This is a genomic window from uncultured Alcanivorax sp. (assembly GCF_947258575.1).
Taxonomy (GTDB): domain Bacteria; phylum Pseudomonadota; class Gammaproteobacteria; order Pseudomonadales; family Alcanivoracaceae; genus Alcanivorax.
Genome location: NZ_CAMYIV010000005.1, coordinates 75,245 through 102,085, shown reverse-complemented (window position 1 = coordinate 102,085; position 26,841 = coordinate 75,245). Strand labels below are relative to the sequence as shown.

The window sequence follows — 26,841 nt, the reverse complement described above, 5'->3', positions numbered from 1 at the left end:
AAGCTACAAGCCTCAAGCTACAAGGCGCGCCAATGGCCTTCAGGTTCTGAACGGTCATGCCCGCGCCTGGCCCTGAATCGCAGGCAGCAAGCTTGCCGTATACCCCGGCCTTGATCGCGTTGCAGCTTGAAGCTTGTAGCTTGCAGCTCGTTTCTCAGACTCAGGCTGTCAGCAGTTTCTCGATATCCTTGCGGATCGCTTCCGGCTTGTCGGTGGGTGCGTAGCGCTTGATCACCTTGCCATCGCGGTTGATCAGGAACTTGGTGAAGTTCCATTTGATCGCCTTGCTACCCAGCACACCGGTAGCTTCGTTTTTCAGGTAGGCGTACAGCGGGTGGGTGTTGTCACCGTTCACGTCGATCTTGTCGAACATGGTGAAACTGACCCCGTAGTTCTTCTCGCAGAAGGCGCCGATCTCGTCCGCCGCGCCGGGCTCCTGCTTACCGAACTGGTTGCAGGGAAAGCCGAGAATCTCCAGGCCTTTTTCCTGCAGGTCGTCATACAGGGCTTCCAGGCCCTTGTACTGGGGCGTGAAGCCGCACTTGCTGGCCGTGTTCACAACCAGCAGCACCTTGCCTTTAAAGTCGGCCAGCGCCTTGTCTTCGCCACTCAGAGTAGTGGCGGTGTAATCGTAAATCCCCATTGTGTCTCCCATAACAAAACAAACGCCCAGCGGCGCGATGTCGTAACTTAGAGCCTGTTCGGAGTCTATACGCAACCGTGCCGGAGTGCATTTTGTCTCCAGGTGGTGCTTGCGACTGTACCGTGCAGCCATTCCCATCAGAACCCTGTCGCCGGTGCGCTGCGAGCCAGGGGTCATTTTCAGCGGCAACGCGGCGGCGTGTGGGATTCCCGAAAGCGCTTGCCGCGAGCCGCAATGCCCGGGGCGGCCTATTCCCGGTACAGGGCATCAACCAGGGCGTCAGCCACGGCCTGGCTCGATTGCGGGTTCTGCCCGGTGATCAGTCGCCCGTCCGCCACCGCATGGCTGACAAACTTGTCTGCCAGATCCAGTTTGGCACCCAGCTCTTCCAGGCGCGTGGCGAGCAGGAAGGGCATCACCTCATCCAGACCCACTTCCCGCTCTTCTTCATTGGTAAAGCAGGTCAGTGTGCAGTTCTGCACCAGCGGGGTGCCATCTTCATTGCGCAGCCCCACCAGCGCCGCCGGACCATGGCAGACCGCGCCAAGCAAGCCGCCCTGAGCCCAGGTACGCTCCATCACCGCCGCCACCAGCGGGTGATCGGGCATATCGAACATGGCGCCGTGACCACCGGGCACAAAGACACCGGCAAAACCGTCTTCCCAGATCTCTTCCAGGGGCCGGGTGTCCTGCAGGGCAGCAATGGCTTCGGTCCATTCGGCCTTCTGCTCATCATCCGGCACGGAATTGGGGTCCACCGGGATCTTCCCGCCCCGGGGGCTGGCCACTACCACCGGAATATTCTTCTCCCGGAACAGCAACCAGGGCACCGCGAACTCTTCCAGCCACAGGCCGGTCTGCTGCCCCTGGCCCATTTGCGCCGCACTGGTAACCAGCATCAGCAGGGGTTTATCCAGATTCATTACGCCTCCTGTTCGTGTTCAACTGCGTTCCTGTTCTGTTCATCCCAGCACGGCCCATGGCAACATGCTGTGATTGATTCTTCTCACGTTGGGTGCGACGGCGTTTTTCATCAAGCCCGCAGGCGGATTTTTTTGTATGGACTGGCACCAGTTACTCAACAAGGCCCGACTGGGCGGACGCAGCGCCAAGGATGAAAGCGGCCGCACCGCCTTCCTGCGCGACCACGACAAGATCATCTTCTCTGGCGCCTTCCGGCGGCTGGCACGCAAAACCCAGGTACACCCGCTGGCCACCAACGACCATGTCCACAACAGGCTTACTCACTCTCTGGAAGTCTCCTGCGTGGGCCGCACCCTGGGCATCCGTGTGGGCGAACGGCTGCAACAAAGGAAGCTGCTGCCGGACACGGTCAGCGCTACCGACTTTGGCGACATCGTTCAATCCGCCTGCCTGGCCCACGATATTGGCAACCCGCCGTTCGGGCACACCGGTGAGCGCGCCATCCGCGCCTGGTTTCAGGAACGGGGCCAACGCTTCCTCGCCATGCTGGCGCCGGAGCAACAAAGCGATCTGACCTTTTTTGAAGGCAATGCCCAGGGCTTTCGCATCATCACCAAGAGTGAATATCACCAGTACGACGGCGGTATGCGCCTGACCTATGCCACACTGGCCACCTTTCTCAAGTACCCCTGGCTGTCCGTCGATGCCACCGACAGCAACGGAGCCAGCAGCAAGCCCGGTAAGTACAGCGCCTTTGTGTCGGAGGCCGATGCCTTTCGGGAAGTGGCCGTTGCCACCGGCCTGCGGGAAATTTCCTCTGGCCGCTTCTGCCGTCACCCGCTGGCCTATTTGATGGAGGCCGCCGACGACTTCTGCTACGCCATTATCGATCTGGAAGATGGCCTGGAAATGGACCTGCTGCACTGGGACGAAGTCTATGCCCTGCTGCAACCGGCTTTGCCGGATACCCCCGAGGTGCGAGACCTGATCCATTCCGACCTGCGCGACGGCCGCAAGGCCGCCTTGTTACGGGGCAAGATCATCGAGCGTTTTATCGAAGCCGGCGTGGAAGCTTTTGTCGCCAACCACGACAACCTGCTGGGCGGCAGCATGGAAGGGGACCTGATCAGCCATTGCGAACCGGCGGTGCGCGATGTGGTGGAAAACGCCAAGCAACTGGCACGCTCGAAAGTGTTCGAGCATCCACGAAAAATCGAATTGGAAATCGGCGCCTTCGAAGTGATGGGCGCGCTACTGGACGGCCTGATTGAAGCGGCGGTGTCCCATGCCTGTGATAGCGCCCGGAACTATCGCCATGAACGTATCATCGACCTAATCGGCCGACACAGTTTTCCGGAGAATCTGGCGACACTGCCGGAACAGGAAAGGATTTATCAGTGCATCATGCGGGCACTGGATTTTCTTGCCGGCATGACAGACAACTACGCGACCTATCTGGCCAAGCAGTTTTCAGGAATGGCGGAAACGCGGTATTGAAAAAAACCGGGGCTGCGGATGCAGCCCCGGTTTCTGAAAGTTACTGCTTGATCAAAAAGGCAATGTTGGTGAAGTCATAAATTGGCTCACCATCGGTTGTCACCGTATCTTTCTGACTCAAGATCAGCATCTTCGGGCCGGCCTTTTGCAGCACCACGGTATCGTCCGGGCCAAGCGTCAGGGTGACGGTGGAACCGTCATCGCTCCAGGTGCCGTTGAGCGGCTCCGAACCTGTGTTGCCGAAATCCGGATCAAATGCATCTCGGCATCCCTCCACACCACAATCGCCATTCACGGTCGAAAACAGGGTAGACCGATTTTCATTGATCGTACCGGAAAAATCACCGTTCGCAGACAGCGTAAAGCTACCCGTGGAGCTGAAACTGGAAATTTCCGAGTAAGCTTCGGTCAGCCCCGTTCCACTGTTGGCCGCCAATTCAATTGCCAACTCGACAAAGGTATAGGAACCCTCAACACTGCCATCATCCACAGCCGATTCCAACGCATCGAGACGCTGAGAGTTGTCATTGATTGCAGCGATAAGCGCAGCGAAATTGCCATTCACTTCGCTGGCAACCGCCGGTGAATCAGCAGTAAAAACCGTTGTATCCGTACCCTCAACCACTTCCGATGCCATTACATTCGCACTCATCAGTGCAGCGGTGAGGCCAGTCAGAATAAATTTTTTCATCTCTATTATCCTCTATAGATTTCGTGCTTTAACCAACGGCCTCACTGCCAGTTGGCTTGATCCCAATTGAATTGATCCCAGACTGCATCTGGTATGCCACCGTTACAGGCAGCGGCATTGGCATCCGGAACACAGGGGTCTGCATCGTCCGGATCTGCCACGTTGGCGCCAAAGCCATCACTATCCGCATCCACGCTTTCGGTAGAGTCTTCCGGAAAAGCATCGGTGTTGTCGCCCACGCCATCACCGTCCGAATCAGTGGTTTCGGTGGAGTCATTGGGGAAGGCGTCCGCGTTGTCGCCCACACCATCGGAATCGCTGTCCTGGGTTTCGTTGGGGTCATCCGGGAAGGCATCCGCAATGTCACCCACACCGTCGTTATCCGTGTCTGTGGTTTCATTCGGATCATTGGGGAAAGCATCTGCGTTGTCCCCCACACCATCGTTATCGGTGTCAGTGGTTTCGCCAGCATCATTGGGGAAGGCGTCGCCATTATCCCCCACACCGTCACTGTCAGAGTCCGTGGTTTCTGCCGGGTCTTCAGGGAAATCATCTGCATTGTCCCCGACGCCATCTTCATCCGTATCTGTGGTCTCAGAAGGATCGTTCGGGAAGGCATCAGCATTATCCCCTACGCCATCCTCATCCGTGTCCACGGTTTCGGTGGGATCTTCCGGGAAGGCATCCGCGTTATCACCCACGCCATCTTCATCAGTATCGACAGTCTCGGTGGGATCTTCCGGGAAGGCGTCACCGTTGTCCCCCACACCATCACCATCAGTATCGACAGTCTCGGTGGGGTCTTCAGGGAACACATCGGCATTATCACCGACGCCGTCCTCATCGGTATCAGTGGTTTCCGCAGGATCATCCGGGAAAGCATCCGCACCATCGACAACGCCATCTTCGTCGCGGTCCGGATCAAAGGGCGCAGCATCCTGCTCGTTGATCAAGCCGTCGCCATCAATATCCGCATCGCTGCTGTCCGGCGTACCGTCCTGGTCAATATCACTTTCCACTTCCGCCGGCTCCACCACTGTGGTGGTGTTTTGTGCCGTGGTGGTATCCGCGTCCACACCGGTATCTTCGGTTTCAGTGGCAACCACCGTTGCAACCTGCGAGACGGTTGTAGTGGAACCCGGAATGGTCAGCGAGGAAGGATCCTGGGTGACTTCGGCAGCCACATCGGCGATGTTGGAGAAGGTCGAGATGGCTTCACCGCCACTCTGTCCATCTACCTGGCCGTCGTTGAGATCCTCCGACAGGGCCGCAAACATGGAGTCTGCGGTTTCGGTGCTGTTGGGATCCGCTGTCTTGGCGGTTTCTGCCATATCTGCCATCAGTGCCGCCACCGCTTCCACCGCAGTCCGCAACTTGACCACCTGCTCCTGATCATCCTGATCGCTGGTGATCAGAGGCGGGGAAGACAACAGATCTACGCTGTCATCAAGCAGGCCAAAGCCGAACTGGCTGCGTACCTTGCTTTTGGCCAGCTTCAATGCTGCCGCCCATTCATCTGCGGTCACCGTGCCATCATCGTCACCGGCAAAACCATTAGCAGAGCTGTCTGCGTTGGCCAGCGCCATGTTCACCACCAGGGTACTCAACGGCGTCGGATAGTTGGTTTCCCCGGCGGCTACCGCCTCGGCAGAGGTCACTGACAACAAACGGGTAATCACCGGTGCCTGGCCAGTGGTCAGGTCAACGGTGTCGCCGTCGGCCCGCACCTCAACCAGAACCTCGCCGGTGGCTCCCTCAGGAATACTGACACCGGTAAAGGCTGCACTGGCATCGGTAGCACCGGTATCAAGTTGAGGTCCTGCCCCGTCCTGTGCATTGACATCCAGCTGGTACAGCGTGACCGCGGCATTGGCCAGCGGCCCTTTGACAGCGCTGCCCTTCATGGCAGTACCGCCACCAGGCGGCCCCGATGAGCCTCCTCCCCCACCACTGCTGCTGTCGCTACCGCCACACCCGGTAATAGCAACCGCTACCGCCAGGCTGGCGCCCCGTAATAATGCCCTCATAGCCTTTTCTCCCTTATTCCCCGAGAACGGAGATATCAGGCTAGCGGTCGACCGAAAGCCGCGCATCCCCCAAATTGGGTATCAAAATAATCATCGGCATTAACCCGGCAGAACCGAAAGCTGAGGTAATATTTATCGGAAATATGGCTTTATCCCCCATATGGGGGATGCGCGCCTGTCTTGGCCTGCTCAATACTTGTAGCTAACGACTTCGCGCGGGTGAGGGTCAGGGGACGCCCCGCACGACACCAAAAAGCATCCATCCAACGGGGAAGTTGATGGTCAACACGTTTACGCCTGCTGTTTCAGGGGAACACCCCCTTCATGCCTGCAAGAAATTCCTGCTACCACTGATCGGAGCCGGCCTGTTGAGCGCCTGCGCCACCGGGCCCAAGCAATATGCCGTGACACCGCTGGACCCGGCCAAACAGGAGTACGTGGCCAGCCAGCCCGCTGCCCTGCAGCCCGCCTGGCGCAAGCTGTTTCAGGAAGGGCGCCGCAATGAAGTGCTGAACCTGATGGAAATCGGTGCCACCGCGTTCAAGACCGGGGATCTGGATACCGCCCGACGCATCCTGGATGAGGCCATCGCCAATATCGAAAGCGTCTACGCGGACAACGATGCCGCGCGAAAGGCACGCAGCCTCTGGTACGAAGAAGGGGAAAAGGAATTCAAGGGCGAGCCCTATGAACGCTCCATGGTCTATTACTATCGCGGCCTGATTTACCTGATCGATGGCGATTACGGTAATGCCCGCGCCACCTTCCTCAATGGCCTGCTGCAGGATGCCTTCGCCGAAGAAGAGCAGCACACCACCGACTTTGCCTCACTGGTCTATCTGGCCGGCTGGGCGGCGCGACTGGATGGCAACGAGCGTCTCGCCGGCGAGCATTTCGAGGAATACCGCCAGTTCCGCCCCGACGGCCCGGTCCCCGATGACAGCGACAACACCCTGATCGTGGCCGAAACCGGCACCTCCCCACGCAAACTGGCCGACGGCGTCGGTCACTATGAGCTGGTCTACCGTCGCGGCAAGGGCTTTACCGAGAACCGCGCAACGATTTCCGGTGATGACCTCGATCAGAACCTCTACCCGGCGGAAGATGTGTTCTTCCAGGCTTCCACGCGTGGCGGCCGGGCGGTGGATCGCATCATCGAAGGCAAGGTGCAATTCAAGCAGACCACCGGCAACGTGGGCGACGCCATGACCAGCCTCAGCGACAACAGCCTGATTACCGGCATCGCCGCCGGCGCCGGTGGCGGCCTTGCCGCCGGCTTCAACACCATTACCGCCATTGGTGTCGCCGCTCAGGGCATGTCTGCTCGCGCCAAGACACGGGCTGACACTCGCTACTGGAGCAGCCTGCCCGACACCCTGCACTTGGGCAGCGCCCGGCTTTCCCCGGACACCCAGAACGCCAGTGTCACCTTCACCAACAAGGCCGGTATCACCCAGCCGCCGGGTAGCAAACCCGCCCGCATTTTCTTCGACAAGAATGGCAACGGCGTCATTTTCGCCAGTGCCCGTTAACCCACGTTATGGAGAACACCATGCACGCGAAATTCGCCATCGCCGCCAGCCTGCTGGCCAGCGCTCTGATTGCCGGTTGCCAGACAAGCAGCAAGCTGGAGCATGAGCAACGCACCGCGCCGACTACCTACAACAGCGTCACATTCACCGATTATGACCTGAATCGTAATTTCAGTGGCGGCATTCCCGGCCCGCACAAGGTGTTCCGCTTTACCGCCGAAAAGCATGGCATTCGCCGCACACCGGCCAACACCTCGGAAGTCTTTGTCGTCCTGCGTAACCATACCGATTACAACGGCATCCTCGAAGCGCGCACCCAGTTCTTTGACCAGTCCGAGATTCCCACCGACGTGGAACCGCGCTGGCAGCGAGTGGTGGTACCGGCCAACTCCACCAGTGTCTATCTGGAAAAATCCACCACCACCGCGCAACTGAAATACCGGGTGGAAGTGAGGCAGGCAAAATGAAAACTTTCGTCGCTCTCGCCTTGCCCTTCGCCTGGCTGGCCAGCAGTCAGGTTCTCGCTCAGCAGGATCACCCCGCCACCGAGATGATAGCGCCGGCCCAGGTCCCCATGAGCGAGGAAGCCTACGTGGAAAGCCTGCGTGATCAGTCCCAGCGCCCGCCTGAACAAGACGTCATCAGCCGTTTTCGTCAGGCCTTTCCCGACCAGGGGAAACCGCGTATTGCCGTATTCTGGAATCGTGAATTCCCCAGCCGCGTCAGCGACTGGTACAGCCACTACCGCGGCAGTCTCAATGCCAAGGGCGAGCTCAGCGTCACCGGCAAGGAGGCCCGCGAAGAAAAAGGCCGCGCTACCCTGACCATGGAACAGGAAAGCCGCGGCGGGCTACGTACCAGCGATCGCAACGCCATTGCCATGGGTTTGCAGGGCGGGCTTATCAGCGCCTTCAAGCAAGGCGGCGCCACCGTCATTGATCAAGCCATGGCCCAGCGCATCACCGATAACGCCCTGGAAGACGGCACCTTCGAACGCGCCTCGCCGGATCAGTTGCGCCTGCAGATGCGCGCTCTGTCCCAGCAAGCGGATTATGTACTGGAACTGGTGGTAGGCAGCGAATTTGACCGCGATGGCCTCTACCAGGTGCGCGTGCTGTCCGTGAAAGATGCCAGCGTGCTCGCGGTTTTCAACACCGATGGCAAACCGCCAGGCAGTGAAGACCAACATGCCTGGGTGGTGGCTGAAAGCGGCTTCGAAAAGCGCGATCGCCCGCAGCCCATGAGCGCCACCGGCAAGGAAATTGCTCTGCACACCATGGCCCAGATGAGCCAGTAAGCACCTTATTTATCCACGAATTCCATGAGGGGAACACCATGAAAGCTTTCAAACCCATCGCCATCCTCGGTGCCGCTGTGCTGGTCAGCGCCTGTGCGCCGTCGCGGGTCGATAACGCCGCCGGACAGCCTTCCGTATACCAGGACGTAGGCAGTGCCGGACGGGTTCAGGGGGTCGGTATCGAATCCCAGGACGTGGTCGCCATGACCGACAAAATGATGCGCAGCCTGCTATCCAATCCCATGGTCTCCAACCGCCCTACCCCGCCCCGGGTATTGATTGATATGGAAGGTTTCAAGAACGAAAGCACCTCGGTGATCAACCTCAACATGCTTGCCAAACGGCTGCAAATCGAGCTCACCCGTGCCGCCAACGGCCGCATGGTGTTCGTGAATCGCCAGAACCTGGCGGCAATTCAGAAAGAGCGCGAAATCAAACGCGAAGGCCTGGTGGATGGTGGCACCATCCGCAAGACCCAGGCCACCGCCGGGGTCGACTACCAGATGTTCGCCACCATCACCTCCCAGGACGCCATTGATCGGCAAAGCCAGATGCGCCAGCGCTACCACTACATTTCTTTCGAAATGGTAGACATGGAGCTGGGCACCTTGGTGTGGGGCGACGGCTTTGAAATGAGCAAGGCCACCCAAGACAACATTCTTTACCGCTAACCCTTTTACTGTCCGCGGGCGCCACGGGAACGACCGCCCGCAGGGACAGGTATTATCAGGAGACACCATCATGGAACGTATTTTTACCTGCATCCGCTTGGGGGCGGTCGTGCTGGGTTCTGCACTACTGGGCGCCTGCGCCTCCAGTTATCAACAAGGCAGTACAAGCAGCCCCGCCGTGACCACCGTCAACGGCCGGGTAACCACCTCTACGGACACCAGCGCCTACCAGGCACAGGTACTTCAGGCGAGCCAAAACGGTCAGACCGCCTGCGTCAAGGCTGAGGTACAGTCCGGCAAGATGGTCTACCACTCCACTATCGCCCCTGCAGGCAGCTTCCAGGTGCAGCCCCAGCACGGTACCGATGCCTGGCGCTGTGTGGATTACAGCAATGGTGGCCAACATGTCTGGGCCCTGCTTGATACGAACGCCACCGGCACGTCCGATGCCGTCGTCAACGCGGAGCCCCTTGGCAAGGGCCTGCTTGGTATTCGCATACACCAGACCGAAGACAAGCACTTCCTGAAAGTGGACAGCCTGGTGCCGTTGAGCGCAGCAGAAGAAAGTGGCCAGCTACAGAGCGGCGACCTGATCGTGGCCATCGGTGAAGGCAAGGACGGGGAAATGACCACGACCAGTGGCCAGACCCTGCAACAGCTGGTTGCACGCATGCGTGGCGAGCCCGGCACTTTTGCACGCCTGAGCATCATGTCACCCAGCAGCGCAGGCACCCGCGATGTGATTCTGGAACGCCGCGAACAGACAGCCGAACAGCAGGCCGCCATCCAGCAACAACAGATCGATGCCCTGGCGCTCAAAGACAACAGCGGCAAATTCCTGTCGCCCTATACCAGTGATGGCGTTACCGCCGAATGGGTCAACAAGACCATCAACGTGTCCATGGGCAAGGCCACCGGGTCGGCCGTGGGCGGCGTTGCCGGCGCCTATGCCGCCAACAAGGTACTGGAAAACGTCCCCTTCGGCGGCATGCTGGGCGGCTTTCTCGGCTCCAAGGCCGGCAAGGCTGTAGGCGGCAACACGGCGCTGGAAGCCTCCGGTGGCTGGGACTTCATTCGCAGCAGCTCGGACCTGTCTTTCAACTCCATGAATGACATGGCCCGCTGGCTTGCCTCCACCCACAGCACCAAGAGCAACTTTGTGGACGTGATCAAGGCCGCAGACAAAATCTACCCCGGTCTGCAAACCGCCGTGGCCAATTCGGCACGCTAACCAAGGAGCTTGTCATTCATGTCCATACGATGCATTTACCGCTTCACCCTGATCATGGCCAGCCTGCTCCTTGTTAGTGGCTGCATGTCCTATCGATATGTGCCGACAGAGGGAGCAACCCCTGCCGAAATGGATAGCACCCCATTGCCAGTGGCTTTTCAGGTTGAGCCTCCCACTGTGACTGGCAACCCACGGATGGCTAAAAATAATCCGGAATGGAAGAAAATAGCCACTGCCATCGAAAGCTCAATGACGTCGCAGGCACAAGGGTTGTCCGCCGACGCACCGGCAAGTCAGTCTCCGTACTTGTCTGTGCACATGGAGAATTCAAACGTCAAAATGAACTGGGGCCATTTCCTGATGTATATCGCCTCGCTGTTCACACTGCCGAGCAGTTCTGATCTGCAATTTGACAGCGAGCTCACCGTGGAAGCAGGGGGCGAAACGCTCTTCGCTTCCCAGGCCAACGGCAGCATACGCAGCTATATCTCAGTCTATTCACCGTCCGCTCTTTTCGTTGGGAAAAAAGATCCGGCCATTGCTTCCCAGGCACTGACCAACGACATGATGGGGCGCCATCGACAAGCGCTGGAACAATGGGTTGCTGCGGAAAAGCAACAGTATGATCAGGAAGTCGCAGGCAAAGACATACTCGAGCAGCGCCAGTGGCTGATCGATAATCCTCGCAGCCTGTTTGCCGGTGAGATTCTCGGCAATCTGGCCAGCCACACGCCGCGTCGTGACACCCTGGGCTGGCACCAGGAAAACGTGTCCCTGTTCCCGGGCTACCTGGCCTTCCTGTCTGAAGAGGATGCACTGTGGTTTGTTGGGCCTGATGGCCAGCGGGTGATTGATCTGGTGGACGCTGCCAAGGGTGGCACCAGCCAGTCAATCCTGGCTGCCCAGGTGGAAACACAGGGCCCCTATAAAGTGTTCAGTGACGAGGAGATTCGTCGCCTGCGCAAGAGCGGGCTGTCCAGCGACCTGATTGCCGCCATGATCCGCAGCAACGGACAGCAGTCCGCACCGGTCTCCAGCGTTGCCAGCACGGCCCCTGTCTCCCCTCAGGATAACGTGGCCGCCCTGCTTATTCCGGACAACAGCGGTGAATACATGAACCCCTGGACCAGCGATGGCGTGCTGGCAGAGTGGGTCGACAAGGCCATCAATGCCAAAATGGGTAGCGCCATCGGTTCTGCCGCCGGCGCCTATGCGGCGCAGAAAGCGCTGGATAACGTGCCTTTCGTTGGTGGCTTCCTGGGCTCCAAGGTTGGCAAGAAAGTCGGCCACTCAGCCGCCATCAGCGCTTCCGGCGGCATGGAATACATCCGCGAGACGTCCGATCAGTCCTTTCGCAACCTGGATGACATGGCCCGCTACCTGAAAGCCGTCCATGCAAACAACGGCAACTTTCAGGATGCCGTCAAGGCCGCCGATGCCATCTACCCCGGGTTGATGCAGTCCCTCGCGTCCTCACAGTAACAGGCTCCATCGCGCCCGCCCCGGCACAGCGGCCGGGGGTGCGGCGCACTCCCCTCTCAGCCCCCTCCCCCCAGCGCTTCCCGGGCACCGCCATGCCCTCTTTATCCCGCGCCAGTGCCGCTTAACGTAACGATTACAGCCCGGCTGTGAAAATTTGCTAAGGTAATAAACAGGGATGACTGGGACACCCACATGGATATCGAACAAAAACAATGGGATGCGTTGATCGGCCGCATCTACGAAACCGCTCTGTCACCCGGGGACTGGGGCGAATTGCTGGAACCCATGGTCGACTGGTGTCAGCAGCAACAGCAGGATATGGCCACCATGGAATCCCTGCTTGGGCATCTTGATCGTGCCGTGCGCAGCAGCAATCACATGCACTCCCAGGAAGACCAGAACCACCTGCTCAATGACATGACCAATCGTCTGCCCTGGCCCATGCTGATGCTGGATGACCAGCTGCATGTGGTAAAACACAACTCGGCAGCAGACCGCATCATGGCCTCTGGCCCACTCCGCATGGCCGATGGCGGCGCACTGATGCTCAGCGACCCCAAGCTCAAACAGCAACTGCAGCAGGTAGTGCGCCTGCAACGGGGCCGTGACAGCCAACTGTTGCACTCCGAGCAGGAGAAACTGGTGCTGCTGTGCATGCCGGTATTCCGCTCGGACGCGCCCGATGACGTGTCACGCATTACCTCCGTGGTCTGGGTCTTTGCCGACCGCAGCGTCGCCGCGCCCTCGGTCCGGTCACTGGCGGACCTGTTCGGTATCTCACCGGCAGAAGCCCGTTTGCTGCATCTGCTTTGCAAGGTGGGAAACCTCAGTCAGAGCGCCGAACTACTTTCCGTCAGCGTGCATACCGCTCGCACCCAACTCAAATCGATCATGGGAAAAACCGGCATCAGCAGTCAGGTCGCCCTGGTCAGCCGGGCCATGAGCCATGCGTTGCTGGCGACCCCGACCCTCGCCACCCATGATGGTCGCGAAGAGCGCTTTATGGTGCTGCCCGACAATCGGGTACTGAGCTGGTTCGAGTATGGCTGCCCGGAAGGCAAGCCCCTGCTGGTAATGGAAAACCAGGCGGGCAACCTGCCCTGTCATGAACCTCATCATGAATGGTATGTCTCGCAGGGGTTGCGAGTGCTGGTGGTGGTACGCCCCGGCTTTGGCATCTCCACCCCCTGTCCGGACGGCAATTTCGTGGATTTCGCCGAGGACCTGCGCTACTTCTGCGAACGACTGAATCTGCAAAAACCCATTCTGGCCGGCTATTGTTTTGGCGGCCCCTACGCCCTGGCCGCCGCGGCCAGGTATCCGTCACTGTTCGAGCGGGTCGGCGTCATTGGCAGCATCGTACCCTGGCAATACATGCAGGCGGGACAACTGGACCCAATGCATAACCGGCTGCTGAAAATGGTGGACCGGGACCCCCGTCTCTTTATTTCCCTGGGCAAGCTGGCCCTGCGCGGCGTGAACCGCTCACCGGAAAAATTCTTTTCCTTTTTCTCTCGGGTGCTGGATGACAAGGACGCCAGCCTGATCAACGACCCGGCCGTGCAAGCAATCACCCTGCCGCAATTACGGCAGCGCTGGTTTCAGGGCGCCAGAGTGATCATCGATGACTATCTGCGGGTACTGCGGCCCTGGGGGTTCGAGCTGGCGGACATCACCATCCCCACCACGGTCTGGCATGGTGCCCTGGATCGCAGCGTGCAGCTGGAACCAGCCAGGCTGATGGCCCAGGCGATCCCCGACGCCGAGTTTTATGTGCTGGAAGATCAGGGCCGCTACCCGGTCATTGAGTGCTGGCAACAGTTTATCGAGGCCCTGGCGGGCTCAGTGTCCCAGACCATCACGCAGCGCGCCTGATAACGACGGCCTTACTCAGCCACAAAGCTGGCCAGAATCTGCGGCCACCGGGAATAGATAAAAAAGTGACCGCCATCCGGCAACAATGTTAATTCGCTGTTGGTTAACCAACGGTCAAGTTGTATTGCCTGATCAACGGGTACCTGCCCATCCTGTTCGCCATGCCAGAGATACACCGGCAGCGTCAGTGATGATGGTTCCGGGAGTGGCGTGCGAGCCACTGCCTGCAAATCCTGAACGAATCCCATGGAGCCCTGCCGGCACGACTCTCTCAGCGCCAGCAAATAACGTTCCTGATGATCCGGTTCGGCAAGCAGTTTGCGGTCCACCGGCGACCCCAAATGGCGCCGAGGGTTTTTCAGAATCGTGCGTGCCATATGGTCCAGCACGGTCTCAGCCAATCCCGGCGCCTTGTCAGCCAGGGCAACAGCCAGGCGCATCATGCCCTTCAACGGTTTACCCGCCTCGCCACCCGGAGGAGCCAGACTGGACACCAGCCCCAGACGGCTGACTCGGTCTCCCAACCGGGCTGCGCAATGCAAGGCCAGGAATCCACCCAGCGAGTAACCCAACAGATGGAATTGCGGCAGCTTCAGATGATCGGCCAGGCATCGAATGTCCTCTGCCAGATCATCCATTGTCCGCTCGGTCAGCGTCTCCGACTCACCATAACCTGGACGCTCGGCGATAATCAGGCGTATCTGCATGTCCCGCAACACACTGTCACCACCAGGCACCTCCAGACGGGAGCCTCGCACACTGTGACAGAACATCACCGCCACCCCCTGCGGATCACCGTACTCCGCAAAACAGAGCCGCTGCCCATGGGCGCCTTGGCAATAACGTAACCCCGTCGCTTCACTGATCTCATCAGCTACACTTTCGGTTACCGATTCTCTACCCCGGAGAGGGGCCAGACCGGACAATACCAACGACACCAACTCTGCCTGCCGGGCCGTTTCCGTTTTCCGGAAAACGGATTTCAACTGGGTACGCACCGTCTGCTCCGAGACCTGACGGCGCTGGGCAATACTGCGCAGATCATAGCCATGAATCAGGTCCCGGGTGAGATCTGCCTCCGCCGCCGACAACTGATACAGGTCGATCAGGGTTTGCTCATCAATCAAGGACTGGGAATCAGGGTTGGATAAAAACAGGGTGACCGCCGGGGGGTCATTGTCGTCCCTGTCTTTTACCAGGTCAGCCGGGCAAACCAGCAGGGAGACGGAGCGAGGATCACCCGGGGACAACATCAAGGCATGGCTGCTGCCTTCGTTGAGAGACTGCGCGATATAGTGATGGAGCAGTTTATGTTGCTCACGATTATTGATCCTGAAATGGCCATCATGATTGGCCAGCATTTCATGCTCTGCCAGGGTGCGATCAGCTTGCTGGTTCAGCATGATGATATTGAGCCGGTCATCGAGCAACGCCACCCCCATTGGCAGCATTTCCAGTGTGCGATCCAGTAAATTCTGCGACACCGCCTGGGACTCGAACCGGTCAGCCATGTCCAACGCCTGGCGGATATGGGGCAGCAGTTGATCAAGCAGTTCCCGTCTGGCCACAGGGTTCTGATAGATGGCATCGTCATCAAAGGGGTTGGCGGTTTCCTGCAATGCCGACACCAGCGCCGGCCAACGATTTTTATCCTGAGCAGCCTGATACAACAGCAAGGCCAGATCCGATGTGGAAAACCCCGTCATTCCCCCTCCTGTCGCCCCCGAAATTTGCAATCAACTGCACCATGACAGAAGACCAGGCGAGATGTCACTGCTTGAATGAAACCGACCTGGCACCCAGATCAACACCGCCAACCAACCTGGAACAGTTTATTGCGGCTACCGTGATGAAACGGTCAGCTCAGCACCCGCTCTGTTGGGACGAAACGCTGGAGCCAACCTGCTCTCGCAGCAATTCCTTGAAGTCCTCGAACTGATAAGGGAAACGCCAGTTCTCCTGATCCAGTTCATCCACTCGATACCAGCCGAGCGCCTTCACTTCCAGGCGGCCGGCAGTGGGCACATCCAGCTTTTCCGGTGAGCATGCCAGCCTGCAGTCGTAGAGATGGAACCCGTTTTTCATCACTCTTAGGCGCCGGCCCACGGTCACATCCAGCCCGGTTTCCTCATAGGTCTCCCGGTGCGCCGTACACTGCGCCAGCTCATCCGCTTCACGGGTACCGCCAGGCACCCCCAATTTGCCGCCCCAGCGATGGGTGATCAGCAATACCTTGTCGTCATGCAGAATCAGACAACCCGCATTGGCGCGTCGATCGTCTTCCTGGCCGGGCACCCGGGGACAATCGGCAAGGGCCGCGCCGGGCAGCAGCAAGCAAAGCAGCCAGAGCATTCGCTTCATGTTTTTCCCCATGGGCCGGTGATGGGACTCAATAGTTAACAGTGAAGAGTGAACAGTTAACAGCGGCGCGAACAACGTTTTCTACTACCCAACGCAAGAGGCCGCGACCCATAACCTGGCGCGGCCTCAAAAGCTGGAGCAACCCATCAACTCAATCGCGAACTATTAACTGTTCACTATTAACTAATCAGCGGCAGCCGATGTTCTCGCGTCGCCGCGATCACCTCGTCCGGTATCAGGATTTCCGTGGCCAGGGGCAGGTGGTCAGACAGCAGGCAATCTTCCAATACACGGGTATGGCGGCTTTGTAACGCCGGCGAAAGCAGAATGTGGTCGATGTGCCGGTCCGGGGCCCAGCTCGGGTAGGTGTTGAGGCTGTCTGCCTCCACGGTCCGCAGCCCCAGGCTTGCCAACGGCGACGCCTCCAGGTGCTCCAGGCGGCAATTGAAGTCCCCCATCATCACCACATACTTGTAACCTTCAAGCAGCCGGGTCAGATAGGCGAGCTGGGTATTGCGCACCTTCTCGCCAAGGGCAAGGTGGGCAACCACCACCACCAGAGGCTGGATGGGGTGACCATACTTGATAATGATGGCGCCACGCCCCGGCAGGCCGGGCAACCGATGATCCTTCACTTCAAAGGGCTGATGGCGGCTGAGAAAGCCGTTGCTGAACTGGCCGAGACGGCCAAGATTGCGGTTGAGCTGTTGGTGCCAGAAGGCAAAGTCGCCCAACGATGCCAGGTGCATCAGCTGATTCATGTTACGTGAGCGCAGGCTGCCACCGTCCACTTCCTGCAGACCCACCACATCGAAGTGGCTGAGTACCTCGGCAATCTGTTCAATGGTTTCTACGCTGCGCGGGTGCGCGACCAGATGCTTCCAGCTACCGGTGATGTAATCGCCAAACTTCTGGCTGCCGATACCGGCCTGGATATTGAAGCTGAGCAGCTTGATGCTCGTGTCCGGAAGGAGGATCTCACGGGTTTGCCGGGTGCGCCGCACCCCTTGCCGTGCGAAGGAAAAGCCCGCAGGGCGGGCTTTCCAGTCTCGATAGGCGGTGCGGGCACGATCCAGCAGCATAGGGTCTACATTAACCGCCCGTCTTTTCCTTGTTGGCCAGATACTCGATGACCTCGAACAGCTCGTCGGTGGTCTTCAGGTTCTCGCGCAACACCAGGTACTTGCCGTTGACGACAAAGTTGGGCACGCCGGGAATTCTGTATTCCTTGGTCAGCGCTTCTGCCTGACGGACCTTGGTAGACACACCGAAGGAGCTGTACAGACGGTTGAACTTGTCCGGCTCCACGCCGTATTTACGGAAGAAGTTGGCCAGTGCCGGCTCATTGAACAGCGGCTCACGATGCTTGTGAATGGCATCAAACAGGGGAGCATGGATTTCCTCTGTCAGACCCAGGGTTTCTTCCACATAGTAGGCGCGGGCCAGCGGCTCGGCGTTACGCAGGAACAGTACCGGCGTACGTACGTAGTCGATGAAGTCCGGCTTGGACTCCAGCCATGTATCTACCGCAGGCTCAAGGGAGTAACAATGGGGGCAGGCATAGGAGAAGAACTCCCGCACTTCCACCTTGCTGGGGTCACTCACATTGCCGGGCACATCAAGAATCTTGTAGTGGGTATCCACAGCAAAACGGGCATGTTCTTCGGCCGCAACCGCAGCGGTTGCCAGGCCCAGACTCATCAGCAAAGCCGTCACAAAGCGAAGCATTGGTTCCTCTCCTTATTGTTGGTCTCCGCACGGTAGGACCGCCGGAATCATTATTTTCTCCCGTCGCCAGGCAAAAAAACCATCAGCGCACGGAGGACCATTTATCTTTTCATGATAACAACGAAAAAGGCAGCCCGCAGGCTGCCTTTTCTACAAACCGTAACCAATCAGCTCTATTTGGACAAACCAGCAATGTAGCTGGCCACCGCCTTGATCTGGGAGTCACTCATCTTGGCAGCAACGGTCTGCATCATGCCGGCAGGATCATTGGCACGCTTGACCAGGTTATCACCCAGGTCATTACGGCCAGCAGCCCGGAAAGCCTTCAGCTGCTCTTCCACATACTGGGCGTTCTGGCCAGCCAGGTGCGGGTATTTGGCGCCATCGACACCCTGACCCGCCGGGCCGTGACAACCGGAGCAGGACGGCAGGCCGTTGGCCATATCACCGCCGCGGTACAGCTTGGCGCCTTGCTCGACCCAGTCCGGATCGGCTTGGCCGGCTTGCGCTTCCTGGGAAGCGTAATACGCACCCAGATCCGCCATGTCCTGCTCGCTCAGGTTCGCAGCCTGGCCAGCCATAATGGCGTTGTCTCGCGCACCGGACTTGTAATCCTGAAGCTGCTTGACCAGGTAGGCTTCACCCTGACCCGCCAGTTTCGGGTAGTTACCAGCAATCGGCTTGCTACCACCAGGGCCGTGACAAGCGGCACAGGGAGCGGCTTTTGCTTCACCGGCTTCAGCATCACCTGCAGCCAGAGTCGGGTTGGCGACTACGGCAGCCGCCATCAGCACGAACAGTTTGAAAAACTTCATGGCCTATCCTTTCGTACAGCGTCTTATTTGCTTTTGGACATGTACTCAATCAGAGCACGGTATTCGTCGTCGCTACAGTCGTTACACATGCCTTTAGGCGGCATGGCGTTGTACCCTTCCTTCACGTGCTTCACCAGGGTATCCATGCCTTTGGCCAACAGCGGCTTCCAGGCGGCCTCATCGTGGGCCTTGGGGGCACCGGCGGCGCCGGAAGTATGGCAGAAGGTGCAGCTACTGTTATAGCGCTCTTCCACGGTGGCGGCGCTGGCCGCTCCTGCCATCATCATCAATGCAATACCTGCTACCAAACCCTTCATATCCTACCTCTGCTATGCTGGCGTCAACCGCTGGCGAAGTGTGGATTTGCCTTTCCCGTCAAACCCTTGTAGAACGTCGACCGCCCTGGCAACCGCCAGGAGGGTCAGGCGGACGGGATTATATACCAGTCTGGCACGCGCCGTCATATTCCATGTGAAGGGTAAGGTTATGCCACAACATCCCGCTGAAATCCTGCTCCACCAGGCCAGCTTCCTGCAAAGCGCCCAGCGCCTGGACCAGTGCCCGCCTGACGAGGGCCGGGAAGTGGCCTTCGCCGGCCGCTCCAACGCCGGCAAATCCAGTGCCATCAACCGCCTCACCGGCCAGAGATCCCTGGCAAGAACCTCCAAAACCCCCGGCCGCACCCAGCTGATCAACTTCTTTTCCCTGGACGACGAGCGCCGGCTGGTGGACCTGCCCGGCTACGGCTATGCCAAAGTCGCCAAAAGCAAACGCAACGAATGGCAGGAGCACCTGGACCACTATCTGGCTGAACGCCAGGTGCTGGTGGGGCTGGTGCTGATGATGGACATCCGCCATCCGCTCAAGGATTTCGATCTGATGATGCTGGAATGGGCCGCCCAGGCCAACATGCCCATCCATATCCTGATGACCAAGGCCGACAAGCTGAAGTTCGGTGCCGCCAAATCCACCCTGCTGAAGGTGCAAAGCCAGCTCAAGGGGCACCCCGCCCCACTGTCACTGCAATTATTCTCCGCCACCAACGGTACCGGCTGCGACGACGCCTGGGAAAAACTGGGGGAATGGCTGGAAATAGGGTCAGACGCAGACCGTGAGACGTCGGGCGACTAGGCCATCTTTTAGTTAGCGTCAGGCGGGCGACTTTTCTACAGACAAAAAAATCCCCGGCAGCAATTCTTGGGGGAAGGGAACGACTTGCTGCCGGGGAGGCTTGCCACCCCGGTCTCTTTGGGGGAAGAGGGCCGGGGCAAAACACGACGGACCGGTGAGGGTACTGGGGATCGGGGGGTCCGGCCCGTCGCACTTATAGAGACTGCCGTTTTTTGCAAAAAGTTCCAGCCCTTCATCTTCTTTTTTGCCCGACTGTCGATGTGCGTCACAAAACTGGCGCTAAAGGGCACTCCAGTCTCACCTCCGGGCAACAAAAACCTCTGGCTTCACGTGGGAAAAAATTCCTATCTTGCTGATCAGAAAGCACTAATGACCACATAGAAAAATCTGGCACAGCGATTGCTTGATATTTAGACGGCAATCAGCACGCTGAGACAAAACGAGAAGATTTTACGGTTTGCTGAGGCCTGCCAGCACCAATCGGCAGGCAAAAAAAATCCCTGGCAGCAATCTTGGGGGAAGGGAACGACTGTGCTGCCAGGGAGGCTTGCCGCCCCAACCTCTGGGGAGAGATTGGGGAGTCCAAAATGCTACGGATCAGCGAGGGTACTGGGGGATCGGGGGGTGCCAATCCGTAGCTATTCTTTAGGACCGTAGCGTTTTTCCGAAAGTTCCTGCCGGCTTCACCTTTTACATTTTTTACAAGATAAGCTGCGAGCTACTAGCTTCGACGCGGTTGTCGGCAAGCGCCACACTTCCAAACTCTCCACCGCGATTCACCCCAACTCCAAAACATCCCGAAACGCGGGTACAGCCTCAAGGCCTCCCCACCGTCATGTCGCGACTCAAAGCTAGCAGCTAGAAGCTCGCCGCTGCCTTACTGCTTCCACGGCTCGCCCCGCGTACCCTTCATCCGTTTCAGATCCCGATGCATAGCCGCCTTGGCCAGCATGTGCGCAGACACCGGGGCGGTGATAAACAGGAACAGGGTGATCAGCACCTCATGGAGTTGCAGCCCGCGCTCCTGCCAGGAAAAAAACAGCAGTGACGCAATGATGGTGCCGCCCACCCCCAGGGTCGTGGCCTTGGTGGGGCCGTGCAGGCGGGTGTAGAAATCCGGCAACCGCGCCAGGCCGATGGAGCCGATCAGCGCAAAAATGCCGCCCACCACCACAAAAATTGCCACCAGCCATTCGATCAAGACGTTCATAAAAGCTCCACTTGCCTGGCACCGGGTGCCAGGCATTATTCAATGATGTCGCCGCGGGTAATGTACTTGGCCACCGCCACGGTGCTGACAAAGCCGATCAGGGCAATCAGCATGGCGGCCTCGAAGTACAGCTTGCTATCCACCTGGATGCCGTACACCACGATCAGGGCGATGCTGTTGATATACATGGTATCCAGCGCCAGCACCCGGTCCGGCAGGGAGGGGCCGATCACCAGCCGATACAGGTTCAACACCCAGGCCACCGTCAGCAGGCCAAACGTCAACGAGATGGCACTTTCTAGCATTCGAAAATCTCCTTGATAGGCCCTTCGTAGCGCTGCTTGATTTCCGCCACCAGGGCCTGCGGATCTTCCACGTGCAGGGCATGCACCAGCAACCGGGTGCGGTCCTCGCTGACATCGGCGGACACTGTCCCCGGGGTCAGCGACACCGTACTGGTAAGCACGGTAATGGCAAAGCTGTCGCGCAGGTCCAGTGGCACCTCCACAAAACCGGGCTGCAGATCCTTCACCGGCCCCAACACCTTCAGGGCCACCGCCAGGTTGGCCAGCAAAATATCCTTGGCCACCCGCAGCACGAAACGCAGCAGGCCCATGCGATCACGAACCAGCGGCACCTGTGGCCAGAAGGGTCGGGTGCCCAGCGGCAACACCACCGCCAGAATCAACCCCAACAGGGCATGGCCCACACTGAAGCCATTGAGCAGCAGCCAGGTCAGCCACAGCACCAGGGTCAGACTGGGATAGGGAAGCAAGCGCTTCATGAGGCACCTCCCAACACCGCGCGAATATAAATCGTCTGGTCCGCCAGCTGATCGGCCACGCCAGCGCATAGCTGCAGCAGAGGCTCCGCGGCCAGGGTCAACGCCGGGCTCATCAGCAACAGGGCCAGCATGGCAAAGACACGCCGCTTACCGAGTGTCTTGCCGACAACCTCTCCGTGCACCCGCCAGAACAGCGTGGAACCGGCGCGGCTCAGGCCCATCAGGCCAGCCAGCCCTCCCAGCAACAGCAGCGCCCAGTAAGGCGCACTAGGCACCGCCTGCAACAGCGCCACCTTGCCGACAAAACCGGACAGGGGCGGCAACCCCACCACCGCCACCGCAGCAGCAAAGAACGCCGCACCCAGCCAGTTGCCATGTGCCAGTGGCGGGCCGGACTCCAGCCGGTCATCGCTATCGCCCCGGGAGCGGCGCAGCAGATCACAGAGCAGGAACAGGGCGCCACAGATCAGGGTGGAATGGATCAGGTAATAGAGTGCCGGACCGACAGTCTCCGGGTCGCCCAGACTCAGCGCCGCCACCAGCGTGCCCACGGACATGACCACCAGGTAGGCCACCAGCCCGCCCAGCCGTTGCGCTGCCAGGGCACCGATTGCCGCCAGCCCCAGGGTCACCAGCGCCAGCCACCAGAGCAGGTCGGACCCCAGCCCGGCCAGCGGCCCGTCACTGAAGGCCAGTGCCTGCATGCGCAGGATGGCGTAGATGCCCACCTTGGTCATGATGGCAAACAACGCCGCCACCGGCGCAGTGGCATTGGCATAGGTGGCCGGCAGCCAGAAATACAGTGGGAACAGGGCCGCCTTGAGGCCGAACACCACCCACAGCAACAACACCGCCACGGTCAGCAGGATCTGGTCGCTACCCTCCAGCGCCTGGGCCTTGACCGCGAAATCGGCCATGTTGAGGGTGCCGGTGGTGCCGTAGATCAGCCCCAGGGCGATCAGGAACAGGGCCGAACCCGCCAGGTTCAGCACCACATAATGCAGGCCGGCTTTGACCCGCTCCGGGCCACGGCCATGCAGCGCCAGGCCGTAGGAGGCGATCAACAACACCTCGAAGAACACGAACAGGTTGAACAGGTCACCGGTGAGGAACGCGCCGTTGATGCCCATCAACTGAAACTGAAACAGGGAATGGAAGTTGGGCCCCCGGCGATCATCACCGGCGCAGCCATACAACAGCGCCGGCAACGCCAGCACGGCGGTCAGCAGCAGCATCAGGGCACTGAGCTTGTCCAGCACCAGCACGATGCCGAACGGCGCCTGCCAGTTACCCAGCTGGTAGACCCCCACGTCACCCTGGGCCGCCTGCTGCCACAACACCAGCGCCACCGGTATCAGGGCGATACAAGAAAGCAGACCGGTCACTCGCCGCAGCCGTTGCCGCTCGCGGACCTCCAGCAACAGCAGCAAGCCGGCCAGGGCCGGAATCAGGATGGGCGCAATAATCCAGTGCGTCATGAACGTTGCTCCCCGTCCTGACCATCCACATGGTCACTGTGCTGCTCCCCCTGGCTACGCAGGGCCAGCACCACCAGGAAGGCGGTCATGGCGAAACCGATCACGATGGCGGTGAGCACCAGGGCCTGGGTCAACGGGTCGGTGGGGTCGGCACTGGCGCCCACTACTGCCACCTGGTTGATCTTCAGGCCGCCCATGGAGAACAGGAACACATTCACCCCGTAACCCAGCAGAGTCAGCCCCAGCACCACCGAAAAGGTGCGCGCACGCAGGCACAGGTATACGCCGGTGGCCACCAGCACGCCGATAATCAGCGCCACTAACAATTCCATCAGGTGGTCTCCTTCTTGTCATCCAGCAGCGACAGCTTGCCCAGGTTGGCGAGTATCAGCAGGGTGGCGCCCACCACGGTGAGGAACACGCCGGTATCAAACAGCATGGCACTGGCCAGCTCGAAGTCGCCGATCAGAGGCAGGTGCACATGGGTAAAGGTGCTGGTCAGGAAAGGCGCATCGAAAGCCCAGCTGGCCACCCCGGTCAGGCCGGCCAGCAACACACCCAGCGCCACCAGCGGGTGGTAATCGCCGGGGATGCGCTTGTGCACCCAGGTCACCCCGGATGCCACGTACTGCAGCAGTAAGGCCACCGAGGTGATCAGCCCCGCCACAAAGCCACCGCCGGGCAGGTTATGGCCGCGCAGGAAGATATACACCGCGATCATCAGCGCCAGCGGCAACAGCGGCCGCGACAGGGTCACCAGCACCAGCGGGTGGGCGTCATGGGCCCAGGGACGGCCGAAGGGATCGTACTTGGCCGACGCCAGCTTCAGATCACTGAGCAGGGCATAGATGCCCAGAGCCGCAATACCCAGCACGGTAATTTCGCCAAAGGTATCAAAGCCACGGAAGTCCACCAGGATCACGTTAACTACATTGGTGCCGCCACCACCGGGCACACTGTTCTCCAGGAAGAACGGGCTGATGGTGGCGGTGTCGGTGGTCATCACCAGCAGGGCGACCACGGCCACGCCGGTGCCGATCAGCACCGCCAGCACCGCATCACGGCTCACCCGCAGGGGGTTGGAATCGGCCTTGGCCCGCGACGGCAAAAAGTACATGGCCAGCATCAGCAGCAGCACGCTGACCACTTCCACAGAAAGCTGGGTCAGGGCCAGATCCGGCGCTGAAAAACGCACGAAAATCAGCGACACGATCAGCCCCACCACGCTCAGGCAGATAATCGCCATCATCCGCTGGCGATGCAGCACCGTGGTCAGCAGGGCGGCAGCAATCAGCATCAAGGCACAGAGAACCGATACCCCATCCACCGGCAGCATGGCGCGCTCGCCGGTGACACTGGCCAGGTTGGGCAACTGCCATACCAGCACCGCCGCCACCAGCGCCAGCACCCAGGCCACGTAGCCCTGCAGGGAGCCGGTCTGCAATCGCCGGGTAACGCCGGCGGCCAGTCGCACCACCGCCTGGATACGGCCTTCGAACACCCGCTTGGCATCAATCTCCGGCAAGCGCGCATACCAGGCAAACAGCCGCCGACGGCAGGCGTACACTGCGATCCCCCCGACCAGGGCGATGACACTCATCAACAGCGGAATGTTGAGCCCGTGCCATACCGCCAGATGATACTCGGGCAGGGTACCGCCCAGGGTGGCAGTGGCCGCCACCGCAAGCAGTGCCGCCACAGTAATCGCCGGGAACACCCCCACCGCCACACACAGGGCCACCAGGATTTCCACCGGAATCTTCATATAACGGGGCGGTTCCTGGGGCGGGAACTTAGGCAGATTCACCGGCTCGCCATTGAAGAACACATCGTGAATAAAGCGCGCCGAGTAGGCCACCGAGAACACCCCGCCCAGGGTGGCCCCCAGCGGCAGCAGCCAGCTCATGGCGCCCAGCTGGTCGGACTGCAGGGTCTCGGTAAAGAACATTTCCTTGGACAGGAAGCCGTTCAGCAGCGGCACCCCGGCCATGGCCGCCGACGCCACCATGGCCAACACCGCCGTATAGGGCATGTACTTCCACAGGCCGTTGATGCGGCGCATGTCGCGGGTACCGGTCTGCTGATCGATGATGCCGGCGGCCATGAACAGGCCTGCCTTGAAGGTCGCGTGGTTGATGATATGGAACACCCCGGCCACCGCCGCCAGCGGCGAATTAAGGCCGAACAGCAAGGTGATCAGGCCCAGGTGACTGATGGTGGAAAACGCCAGCAGGCCTTTCAGGTCATGCTGGAACAGGGCCCAGACCGCCCCCCACAGCAGGGTGGCCATACCGGCGGTAGTGACCAGATAGAACCACAGGTCGGTCCCCGCCAGCACCGGATAGAAACGCGCCAGCAGGAAGATGCCTGCCTTCACCATGGTGGCCGAATGCAGGTAGGCACTCACCGGCGTGGGCGCCGCCATGGCATGGGGCAGCCAGAAATGGAACGGGAACTGGGCACTCTTGGTGAACGCCCCCAGCAACACCAGGCAGAGAATCACCGGGTACAGGGCATGCTGCTGCACCAGGGCGCCGTTCTCCAGCACCGTGCTCAACGAGAAGCTGCCCACCACATGACCAATCAGCAGCACCCCGGCCAGCAGCGCCAGGCCGCCCATGCCGGTGACCGTCAGCGCCATCCGTGCGCCCTTGCGGGCGGCACTGTCGTATTGCTTGTAGCTGATCAGCAAGAAGGAGCTAAGGCTGGTCAGCTCCCAGAAAAACACCAGAAACAGCAGGTTGTCGCTGGTCACCACCCCCAGCATGCTGAACATGAACAGCAGCAGCAGGGTGTAGAAGCGACCGCCGTCATCCTTGGCCGGCAGGTAATAGTGGGCATACACCACCACCAGCAACCCGATACCCAGAATCAATACGCAGAACAGCAACGCCAGGCCATCCAGGCGCAGGGCCAGATTCAACCCCAGAGACGGCAGCCAGGCCATGGACCACTGCTGCATCCCCCCTTCCCAAATCGGCAGGGACGCCTGGGCCAACAAGCCCAGGGCGGCCACCACCGGCAGCGCCACCAGCAGGGCACACCAACGGCGCCCCAGATGGCGGGTGAACATGGGGAGTAGCGCCGCCAGAAGAGGAAGCAGAACAATTGCAGGCAACATCATGTGCTCTCTTGAATAACAATCCTTGTGCTACCCACAGGCAGCAAAACTCGGCAAGTATGCCATGCCCCCCTTCCCTTGCAAGAATCCCTCCGACAGCAGCAGCTATTACAGTGCGCAAACCGGGCAACAGGAAACAGGCACACACCCCCGTTTGTTTTCTTCTTGTTACACACGCCAGGCGAAAACCAAAAAAATAGGCATTTTTTTGCCCCGATCAACGCTCTTAAATAAGTAGCAACAGACCGCTTTTTTCGCCTCAAAACGGAACTTTACCTTGCCTGAGATTTCACATAATGCGTAGCATAATTCCATGCTAATCATCGTTTTACGGTGACACCAT

Annotated in this window: 25 protein-coding genes; 9 read left to right on the top strand and 16 right to left on the bottom strand. The window is 59.6% G+C overall.

Annotated features, from left to right (window positions below; translation table 11 throughout):
- Positions 1-160 precede the first annotated feature (160 nt).
- Both Q0Y02_RS05495 and Q0Y02_RS05490 read right to left on the bottom strand, forming a co-directional pair.
- Positions 161-643 (bottom strand): glutathione peroxidase, encoded by a 483-nt coding sequence (locus tag Q0Y02_RS05495; protein ID WP_297765504.1) that lies wholly within the window; start codon positions 641-643, stop codon positions 161-163.
- 248 nt (positions 644-891) lie between these two features.
- Positions 892-1,566: a type 1 glutamine amidotransferase domain-containing protein gene (locus tag Q0Y02_RS05490; protein WP_297765501.1), complete on the bottom strand. Its 675-nt coding sequence runs from the start codon at positions 1,564-1,566 to the stop codon at positions 892-894.
- Between the two features lie 136 nt (positions 1,567-1,702).
- Here Q0Y02_RS05490 and Q0Y02_RS05485 point away from each other — a divergent pair, with 136 nt between their 5' ends.
- On the top strand, positions 1,703-3,064 hold the full coding sequence (locus Q0Y02_RS05485) for a deoxyguanosinetriphosphate triphosphohydrolase (RefSeq protein WP_273010111.1): 1,362 nt from the start codon (positions 1,703-1,705) through the stop codon (positions 3,062-3,064).
- A 40-nt stretch (positions 3,065-3,104) separates the two neighbouring features.
- On the opposite strand, the gene Q0Y02_RS05480 is transcribed toward Q0Y02_RS05485, so the two are convergent.
- On the bottom strand, positions 3,105-3,755 hold the full coding sequence (locus Q0Y02_RS05480) for a hypothetical protein (protein ID WP_297765498.1): 651 nt from the start codon (positions 3,753-3,755) through the stop codon (positions 3,105-3,107).
- A 41-nt stretch (positions 3,756-3,796) separates the two neighbouring features.
- The gene (locus tag Q0Y02_RS05475; protein ID WP_297765495.1) at positions 3,797-5,782 is read right to left on the bottom strand and encodes a thrombospondin type 3 repeat-containing protein; all 1,986 of its coding nucleotides are present in this window, start codon (positions 5,780-5,782) and stop codon (positions 3,797-3,799) included.
- Between the two features lie 278 nt (positions 5,783-6,060).
- On the opposite strand from Q0Y02_RS05475, the gene Q0Y02_RS05470 reads away from it, so the two are divergent.
- The 7 genes from Q0Y02_RS05470 (at position 6,061) to Q0Y02_RS05440 (ending at position 13,870) form a co-directional block, all read left to right on the top strand.
- Positions 6,061-7,314, top strand: coding sequence for a hypothetical protein (locus Q0Y02_RS05470; RefSeq protein WP_297765492.1), 1,254 nt, complete (start codon positions 6,061-6,063; stop codon positions 7,312-7,314).
- 20 nt (positions 7,315-7,334) lie between these two features.
- Positions 7,335-7,781, top strand: a complete 447-nt coding sequence (locus Q0Y02_RS05465; RefSeq protein ID WP_297765489.1) for a hypothetical protein — start codon at positions 7,335-7,337, stop codon at positions 7,779-7,781.
- Positions 7,778-8,611, top strand: a complete 834-nt coding sequence (locus Q0Y02_RS05460; RefSeq protein ID WP_297765487.1) for a hypothetical protein — start codon at positions 7,778-7,780, stop codon at positions 8,609-8,611. Before Q0Y02_RS05465 ends, Q0Y02_RS05460 begins: the two co-directional genes overlap by 4 nt.
- Before the next feature lie 38 nt (positions 8,612-8,649).
- A complete protein-coding gene (locus Q0Y02_RS05455) occupies positions 8,650-9,282 on the top strand; it encodes a CsgG/HfaB family protein (RefSeq protein WP_297765484.1) in 633 nt (210 codons plus the stop codon).
- Between the two features lie 70 nt (positions 9,283-9,352).
- Positions 9,353-10,513, top strand: coding sequence for a PDZ domain-containing protein (locus tag Q0Y02_RS05450; RefSeq protein ID WP_297765481.1), 1,161 nt, complete (start codon positions 9,353-9,355; stop codon positions 10,511-10,513).
- Positions 10,514-10,852: 339 nt separating this feature from the next.
- On the top strand, positions 10,853-11,995 hold the full coding sequence (locus tag Q0Y02_RS05445) for a hypothetical protein (protein ID WP_297765478.1): 1,143 nt from the start codon (positions 10,853-10,855) through the stop codon (positions 11,993-11,995).
- Between the two features lie 192 nt (positions 11,996-12,187).
- Positions 12,188-13,870 carry an alpha/beta fold hydrolase gene (locus Q0Y02_RS05440; RefSeq protein WP_297765475.1) on the top strand — a complete coding sequence of 561 codons (1,683 nt, stop codon included), beginning with the start codon at positions 12,188-12,190 and terminating at the stop codon, positions 13,868-13,870.
- Positions 13,871-13,881: 11 nt separating this feature from the next.
- On the opposite strand, the gene Q0Y02_RS05435 is transcribed toward Q0Y02_RS05440, so the two are convergent.
- The 6 genes from Q0Y02_RS05435 to Q0Y02_RS05410 form a co-directional block, all read right to left on the bottom strand.
- Positions 13,882-15,576: an alpha/beta hydrolase gene (locus Q0Y02_RS05435; protein ID WP_297765472.1), complete on the bottom strand. Its 1,695-nt coding sequence runs from the start codon at positions 15,574-15,576 to the stop codon at positions 13,882-13,884.
- A 157-nt stretch (positions 15,577-15,733) separates the two neighbouring features.
- The gene (locus Q0Y02_RS05430; RefSeq protein ID WP_297765470.1) at positions 15,734-16,231 is read right to left on the bottom strand and encodes an NUDIX hydrolase; all 498 of its coding nucleotides are present in this window, start codon (positions 16,229-16,231) and stop codon (positions 15,734-15,736) included.
- Positions 16,232-16,410: 179 nt separating this feature from the next.
- Positions 16,411-17,313: an endonuclease/exonuclease/phosphatase family protein gene (locus Q0Y02_RS05425; RefSeq protein ID WP_297765468.1), complete on the bottom strand. Its 903-nt coding sequence runs from the start codon at positions 17,311-17,313 to the stop codon at positions 16,411-16,413.
- 10 nt (positions 17,314-17,323) lie between these two features.
- Positions 17,324-17,959, bottom strand: coding sequence for a thiol:disulfide interchange protein DsbA/DsbL (locus tag Q0Y02_RS05420; RefSeq protein ID WP_297765465.1), 636 nt, complete (start codon positions 17,957-17,959; stop codon positions 17,324-17,326).
- A 173-nt stretch (positions 17,960-18,132) separates the two neighbouring features.
- Positions 18,133-18,774 (bottom strand): c-type cytochrome, encoded by a 642-nt coding sequence (locus Q0Y02_RS05415; protein ID WP_297765462.1) that lies wholly within the window; start codon positions 18,772-18,774, stop codon positions 18,133-18,135.
- A gap of 23 nt (positions 18,775-18,797) precedes the next feature.
- Complete coding sequence (locus Q0Y02_RS05410; RefSeq protein WP_297765459.1) at positions 18,798-19,091, bottom strand: c-type cytochrome; 294 nt, start codon at positions 19,089-19,091, stop codon at positions 18,798-18,800.
- 169 nt (positions 19,092-19,260) lie between these two features.
- Between Q0Y02_RS05410 and yihA the strand changes: the two genes are divergently transcribed.
- Positions 19,261-19,905: a ribosome biogenesis GTP-binding protein YihA/YsxC gene (gene yihA / locus Q0Y02_RS05405; protein WP_297765457.1), complete on the top strand. Its 645-nt coding sequence runs from the start codon at positions 19,261-19,263 to the stop codon at positions 19,903-19,905.
- Positions 19,906-20,782: 877 nt separating this feature from the next.
- Here the strand turns inward: yihA and Q0Y02_RS05400 are convergent.
- Genes Q0Y02_RS05400 through Q0Y02_RS05375 form a run of 6 tightly spaced genes read right to left on the bottom strand, consistent with a single transcriptional unit; the run spans position 20,783 to position 26,501 of the window.
- The gene (locus Q0Y02_RS05400; protein WP_297765455.1) at positions 20,783-21,115 is read right to left on the bottom strand and encodes a Na+/H+ antiporter subunit G; all 333 of its coding nucleotides are present in this window, start codon (positions 21,113-21,115) and stop codon (positions 20,783-20,785) included.
- Between the two features lie 35 nt (positions 21,116-21,150).
- On the bottom strand, positions 21,151-21,420 hold the full coding sequence (locus Q0Y02_RS05395; protein WP_035245990.1) for a K+/H+ antiporter subunit F: 270 nt from the start codon (positions 21,418-21,420) through the stop codon (positions 21,151-21,153).
- Positions 21,414-21,899 carry a Na+/H+ antiporter subunit E gene (locus Q0Y02_RS05390; RefSeq protein ID WP_035245989.1) on the bottom strand — a complete coding sequence of 162 codons (486 nt, stop codon included), beginning with the start codon at positions 21,897-21,899 and terminating at the stop codon, positions 21,414-21,416. The genes Q0Y02_RS05395 and Q0Y02_RS05390 overlap by 7 nt, the downstream gene beginning before the upstream one ends.
- Positions 21,896-23,377 (bottom strand): monovalent cation/H+ antiporter subunit D, encoded by a 1,482-nt coding sequence (locus tag Q0Y02_RS05385; protein ID WP_297765449.1) that lies wholly within the window; start codon positions 23,375-23,377, stop codon positions 21,896-21,898. The genes Q0Y02_RS05390 and Q0Y02_RS05385 overlap by 4 nt, the downstream gene beginning before the upstream one ends.
- Entirely contained in the window at positions 23,374-23,709 is a 336-nt protein-coding gene (locus Q0Y02_RS05380) for a Na+/H+ antiporter subunit C (RefSeq protein ID WP_035245987.1), read from the bottom strand. The genes Q0Y02_RS05385 and Q0Y02_RS05380 overlap by 4 nt, the downstream gene beginning before the upstream one ends.
- Positions 23,709-26,501 (bottom strand): monovalent cation/H+ antiporter subunit A, encoded by a 2,793-nt coding sequence (locus Q0Y02_RS05375; protein ID WP_297765446.1) that lies wholly within the window; start codon positions 26,499-26,501, stop codon positions 23,709-23,711. Before Q0Y02_RS05375 ends, Q0Y02_RS05380 begins: the two co-directional genes overlap by 1 nt.
- Positions 26,502-26,841 lie beyond the last annotated feature (340 nt).

Coding starts and splice junctions, on each gene's coding strand:
- Q0Y02_RS05495 (WP_297765504.1), bottom strand. CDS start 643: ATGGGGATTTACGATTACACCGCCACTACTCTGAGTGGCGAAGACAAG.
- Q0Y02_RS05490 (WP_297765501.1), bottom strand. CDS start 1,566: ATGAATCTGGATAAACCCCTGCTGATGCTGGTTACCAGTGCGGCGCAA.
- Q0Y02_RS05485 (WP_273010111.1), top strand. CDS start 1,703: ATGGACTGGCACCAGTTACTCAACAAGGCCCGACTGGGCGGACGCAGC.
- Q0Y02_RS05480 (WP_297765498.1), bottom strand. CDS start 3,755: ATGAAAAAATTTATTCTGACTGGCCTCACCGCTGCACTGATGAGTGCG.
- Q0Y02_RS05475 (WP_297765495.1), bottom strand. CDS start 5,782: ATGAGGGCATTATTACGGGGCGCCAGCCTGGCGGTAGCGGTTGCTATT.
- Q0Y02_RS05470 (WP_297765492.1), top strand. CDS start 6,061: ATGGTCAACACGTTTACGCCTGCTGTTTCAGGGGAACACCCCCTTCAT.
- Q0Y02_RS05465 (WP_297765489.1), top strand. CDS start 7,335: ATGCACGCGAAATTCGCCATCGCCGCCAGCCTGCTGGCCAGCGCTCTG.
- Q0Y02_RS05460 (WP_297765487.1), top strand. CDS start 7,778: ATGAAAACTTTCGTCGCTCTCGCCTTGCCCTTCGCCTGGCTGGCCAGC.
- Q0Y02_RS05455 (WP_297765484.1), top strand. CDS start 8,650: ATGAAAGCTTTCAAACCCATCGCCATCCTCGGTGCCGCTGTGCTGGTC.
- Q0Y02_RS05450 (WP_297765481.1), top strand. CDS start 9,353: ATGGAACGTATTTTTACCTGCATCCGCTTGGGGGCGGTCGTGCTGGGT.
- Q0Y02_RS05445 (WP_297765478.1), top strand. CDS start 10,853: ATGAACTGGGGCCATTTCCTGATGTATATCGCCTCGCTGTTCACACTG.
- Q0Y02_RS05440 (WP_297765475.1), top strand. CDS start 12,188: ATGGATATCGAACAAAAACAATGGGATGCGTTGATCGGCCGCATCTAC.
- Q0Y02_RS05435 (WP_297765472.1), bottom strand. CDS start 15,576: ATGACGGGGTTTTCCACATCGGATCTGGCCTTGCTGTTGTATCAGGCT.
- Q0Y02_RS05430 (WP_297765470.1), bottom strand. CDS start 16,231: ATGAAGCGAATGCTCTGGCTGCTTTGCTTGCTGCTGCCCGGCGCGGCC.
- Q0Y02_RS05425 (WP_297765468.1), bottom strand. CDS start 17,313: ATGCTGCTGGATCGTGCCCGCACCGCCTATCGAGACTGGAAAGCCCGC.
- Q0Y02_RS05420 (WP_297765465.1), bottom strand. CDS start 17,959: ATGCTTCGCTTTGTGACGGCTTTGCTGATGAGTCTGGGCCTGGCAACC.
- Q0Y02_RS05415 (WP_297765462.1), bottom strand. CDS start 18,774: ATGAAGTTTTTCAAACTGTTCGTGCTGATGGCGGCTGCCGTAGTCGCC.
- Q0Y02_RS05410 (WP_297765459.1), bottom strand. CDS start 19,091: ATGAAGGGTTTGGTAGCAGGTATTGCATTGATGATGATGGCAGGAGCG.
- yihA (WP_297765457.1), top strand. CDS start 19,261: ATGCCACAACATCCCGCTGAAATCCTGCTCCACCAGGCCAGCTTCCTG.
- Q0Y02_RS05400 (WP_297765455.1), bottom strand. CDS start 21,115: ATGAACGTCTTGATCGAATGGCTGGTGGCAATTTTTGTGGTGGTGGGC.
- Q0Y02_RS05395 (WP_035245990.1), bottom strand. CDS start 21,420: ATGCTAGAAAGTGCCATCTCGTTGACGTTTGGCCTGCTGACGGTGGCC.
- Q0Y02_RS05390 (WP_035245989.1), bottom strand. CDS start 21,899: ATGAAGCGCTTGCTTCCCTATCCCAGTCTGACCCTGGTGCTGTGGCTG.
- Q0Y02_RS05385 (WP_297765449.1), bottom strand. CDS start 23,377: ATGACGCACTGGATTATTGCGCCCATCCTGATTCCGGCCCTGGCCGGC.
- Q0Y02_RS05380 (WP_035245987.1), bottom strand. CDS start 23,709: ATGGAATTGTTAGTGGCGCTGATTATCGGCGTGCTGGTGGCCACCGGC.
- Q0Y02_RS05375 (WP_297765446.1), bottom strand. CDS start 26,501: ATGATGTTGCCTGCAATTGTTCTGCTTCCTCTTCTGGCGGCGCTACTC.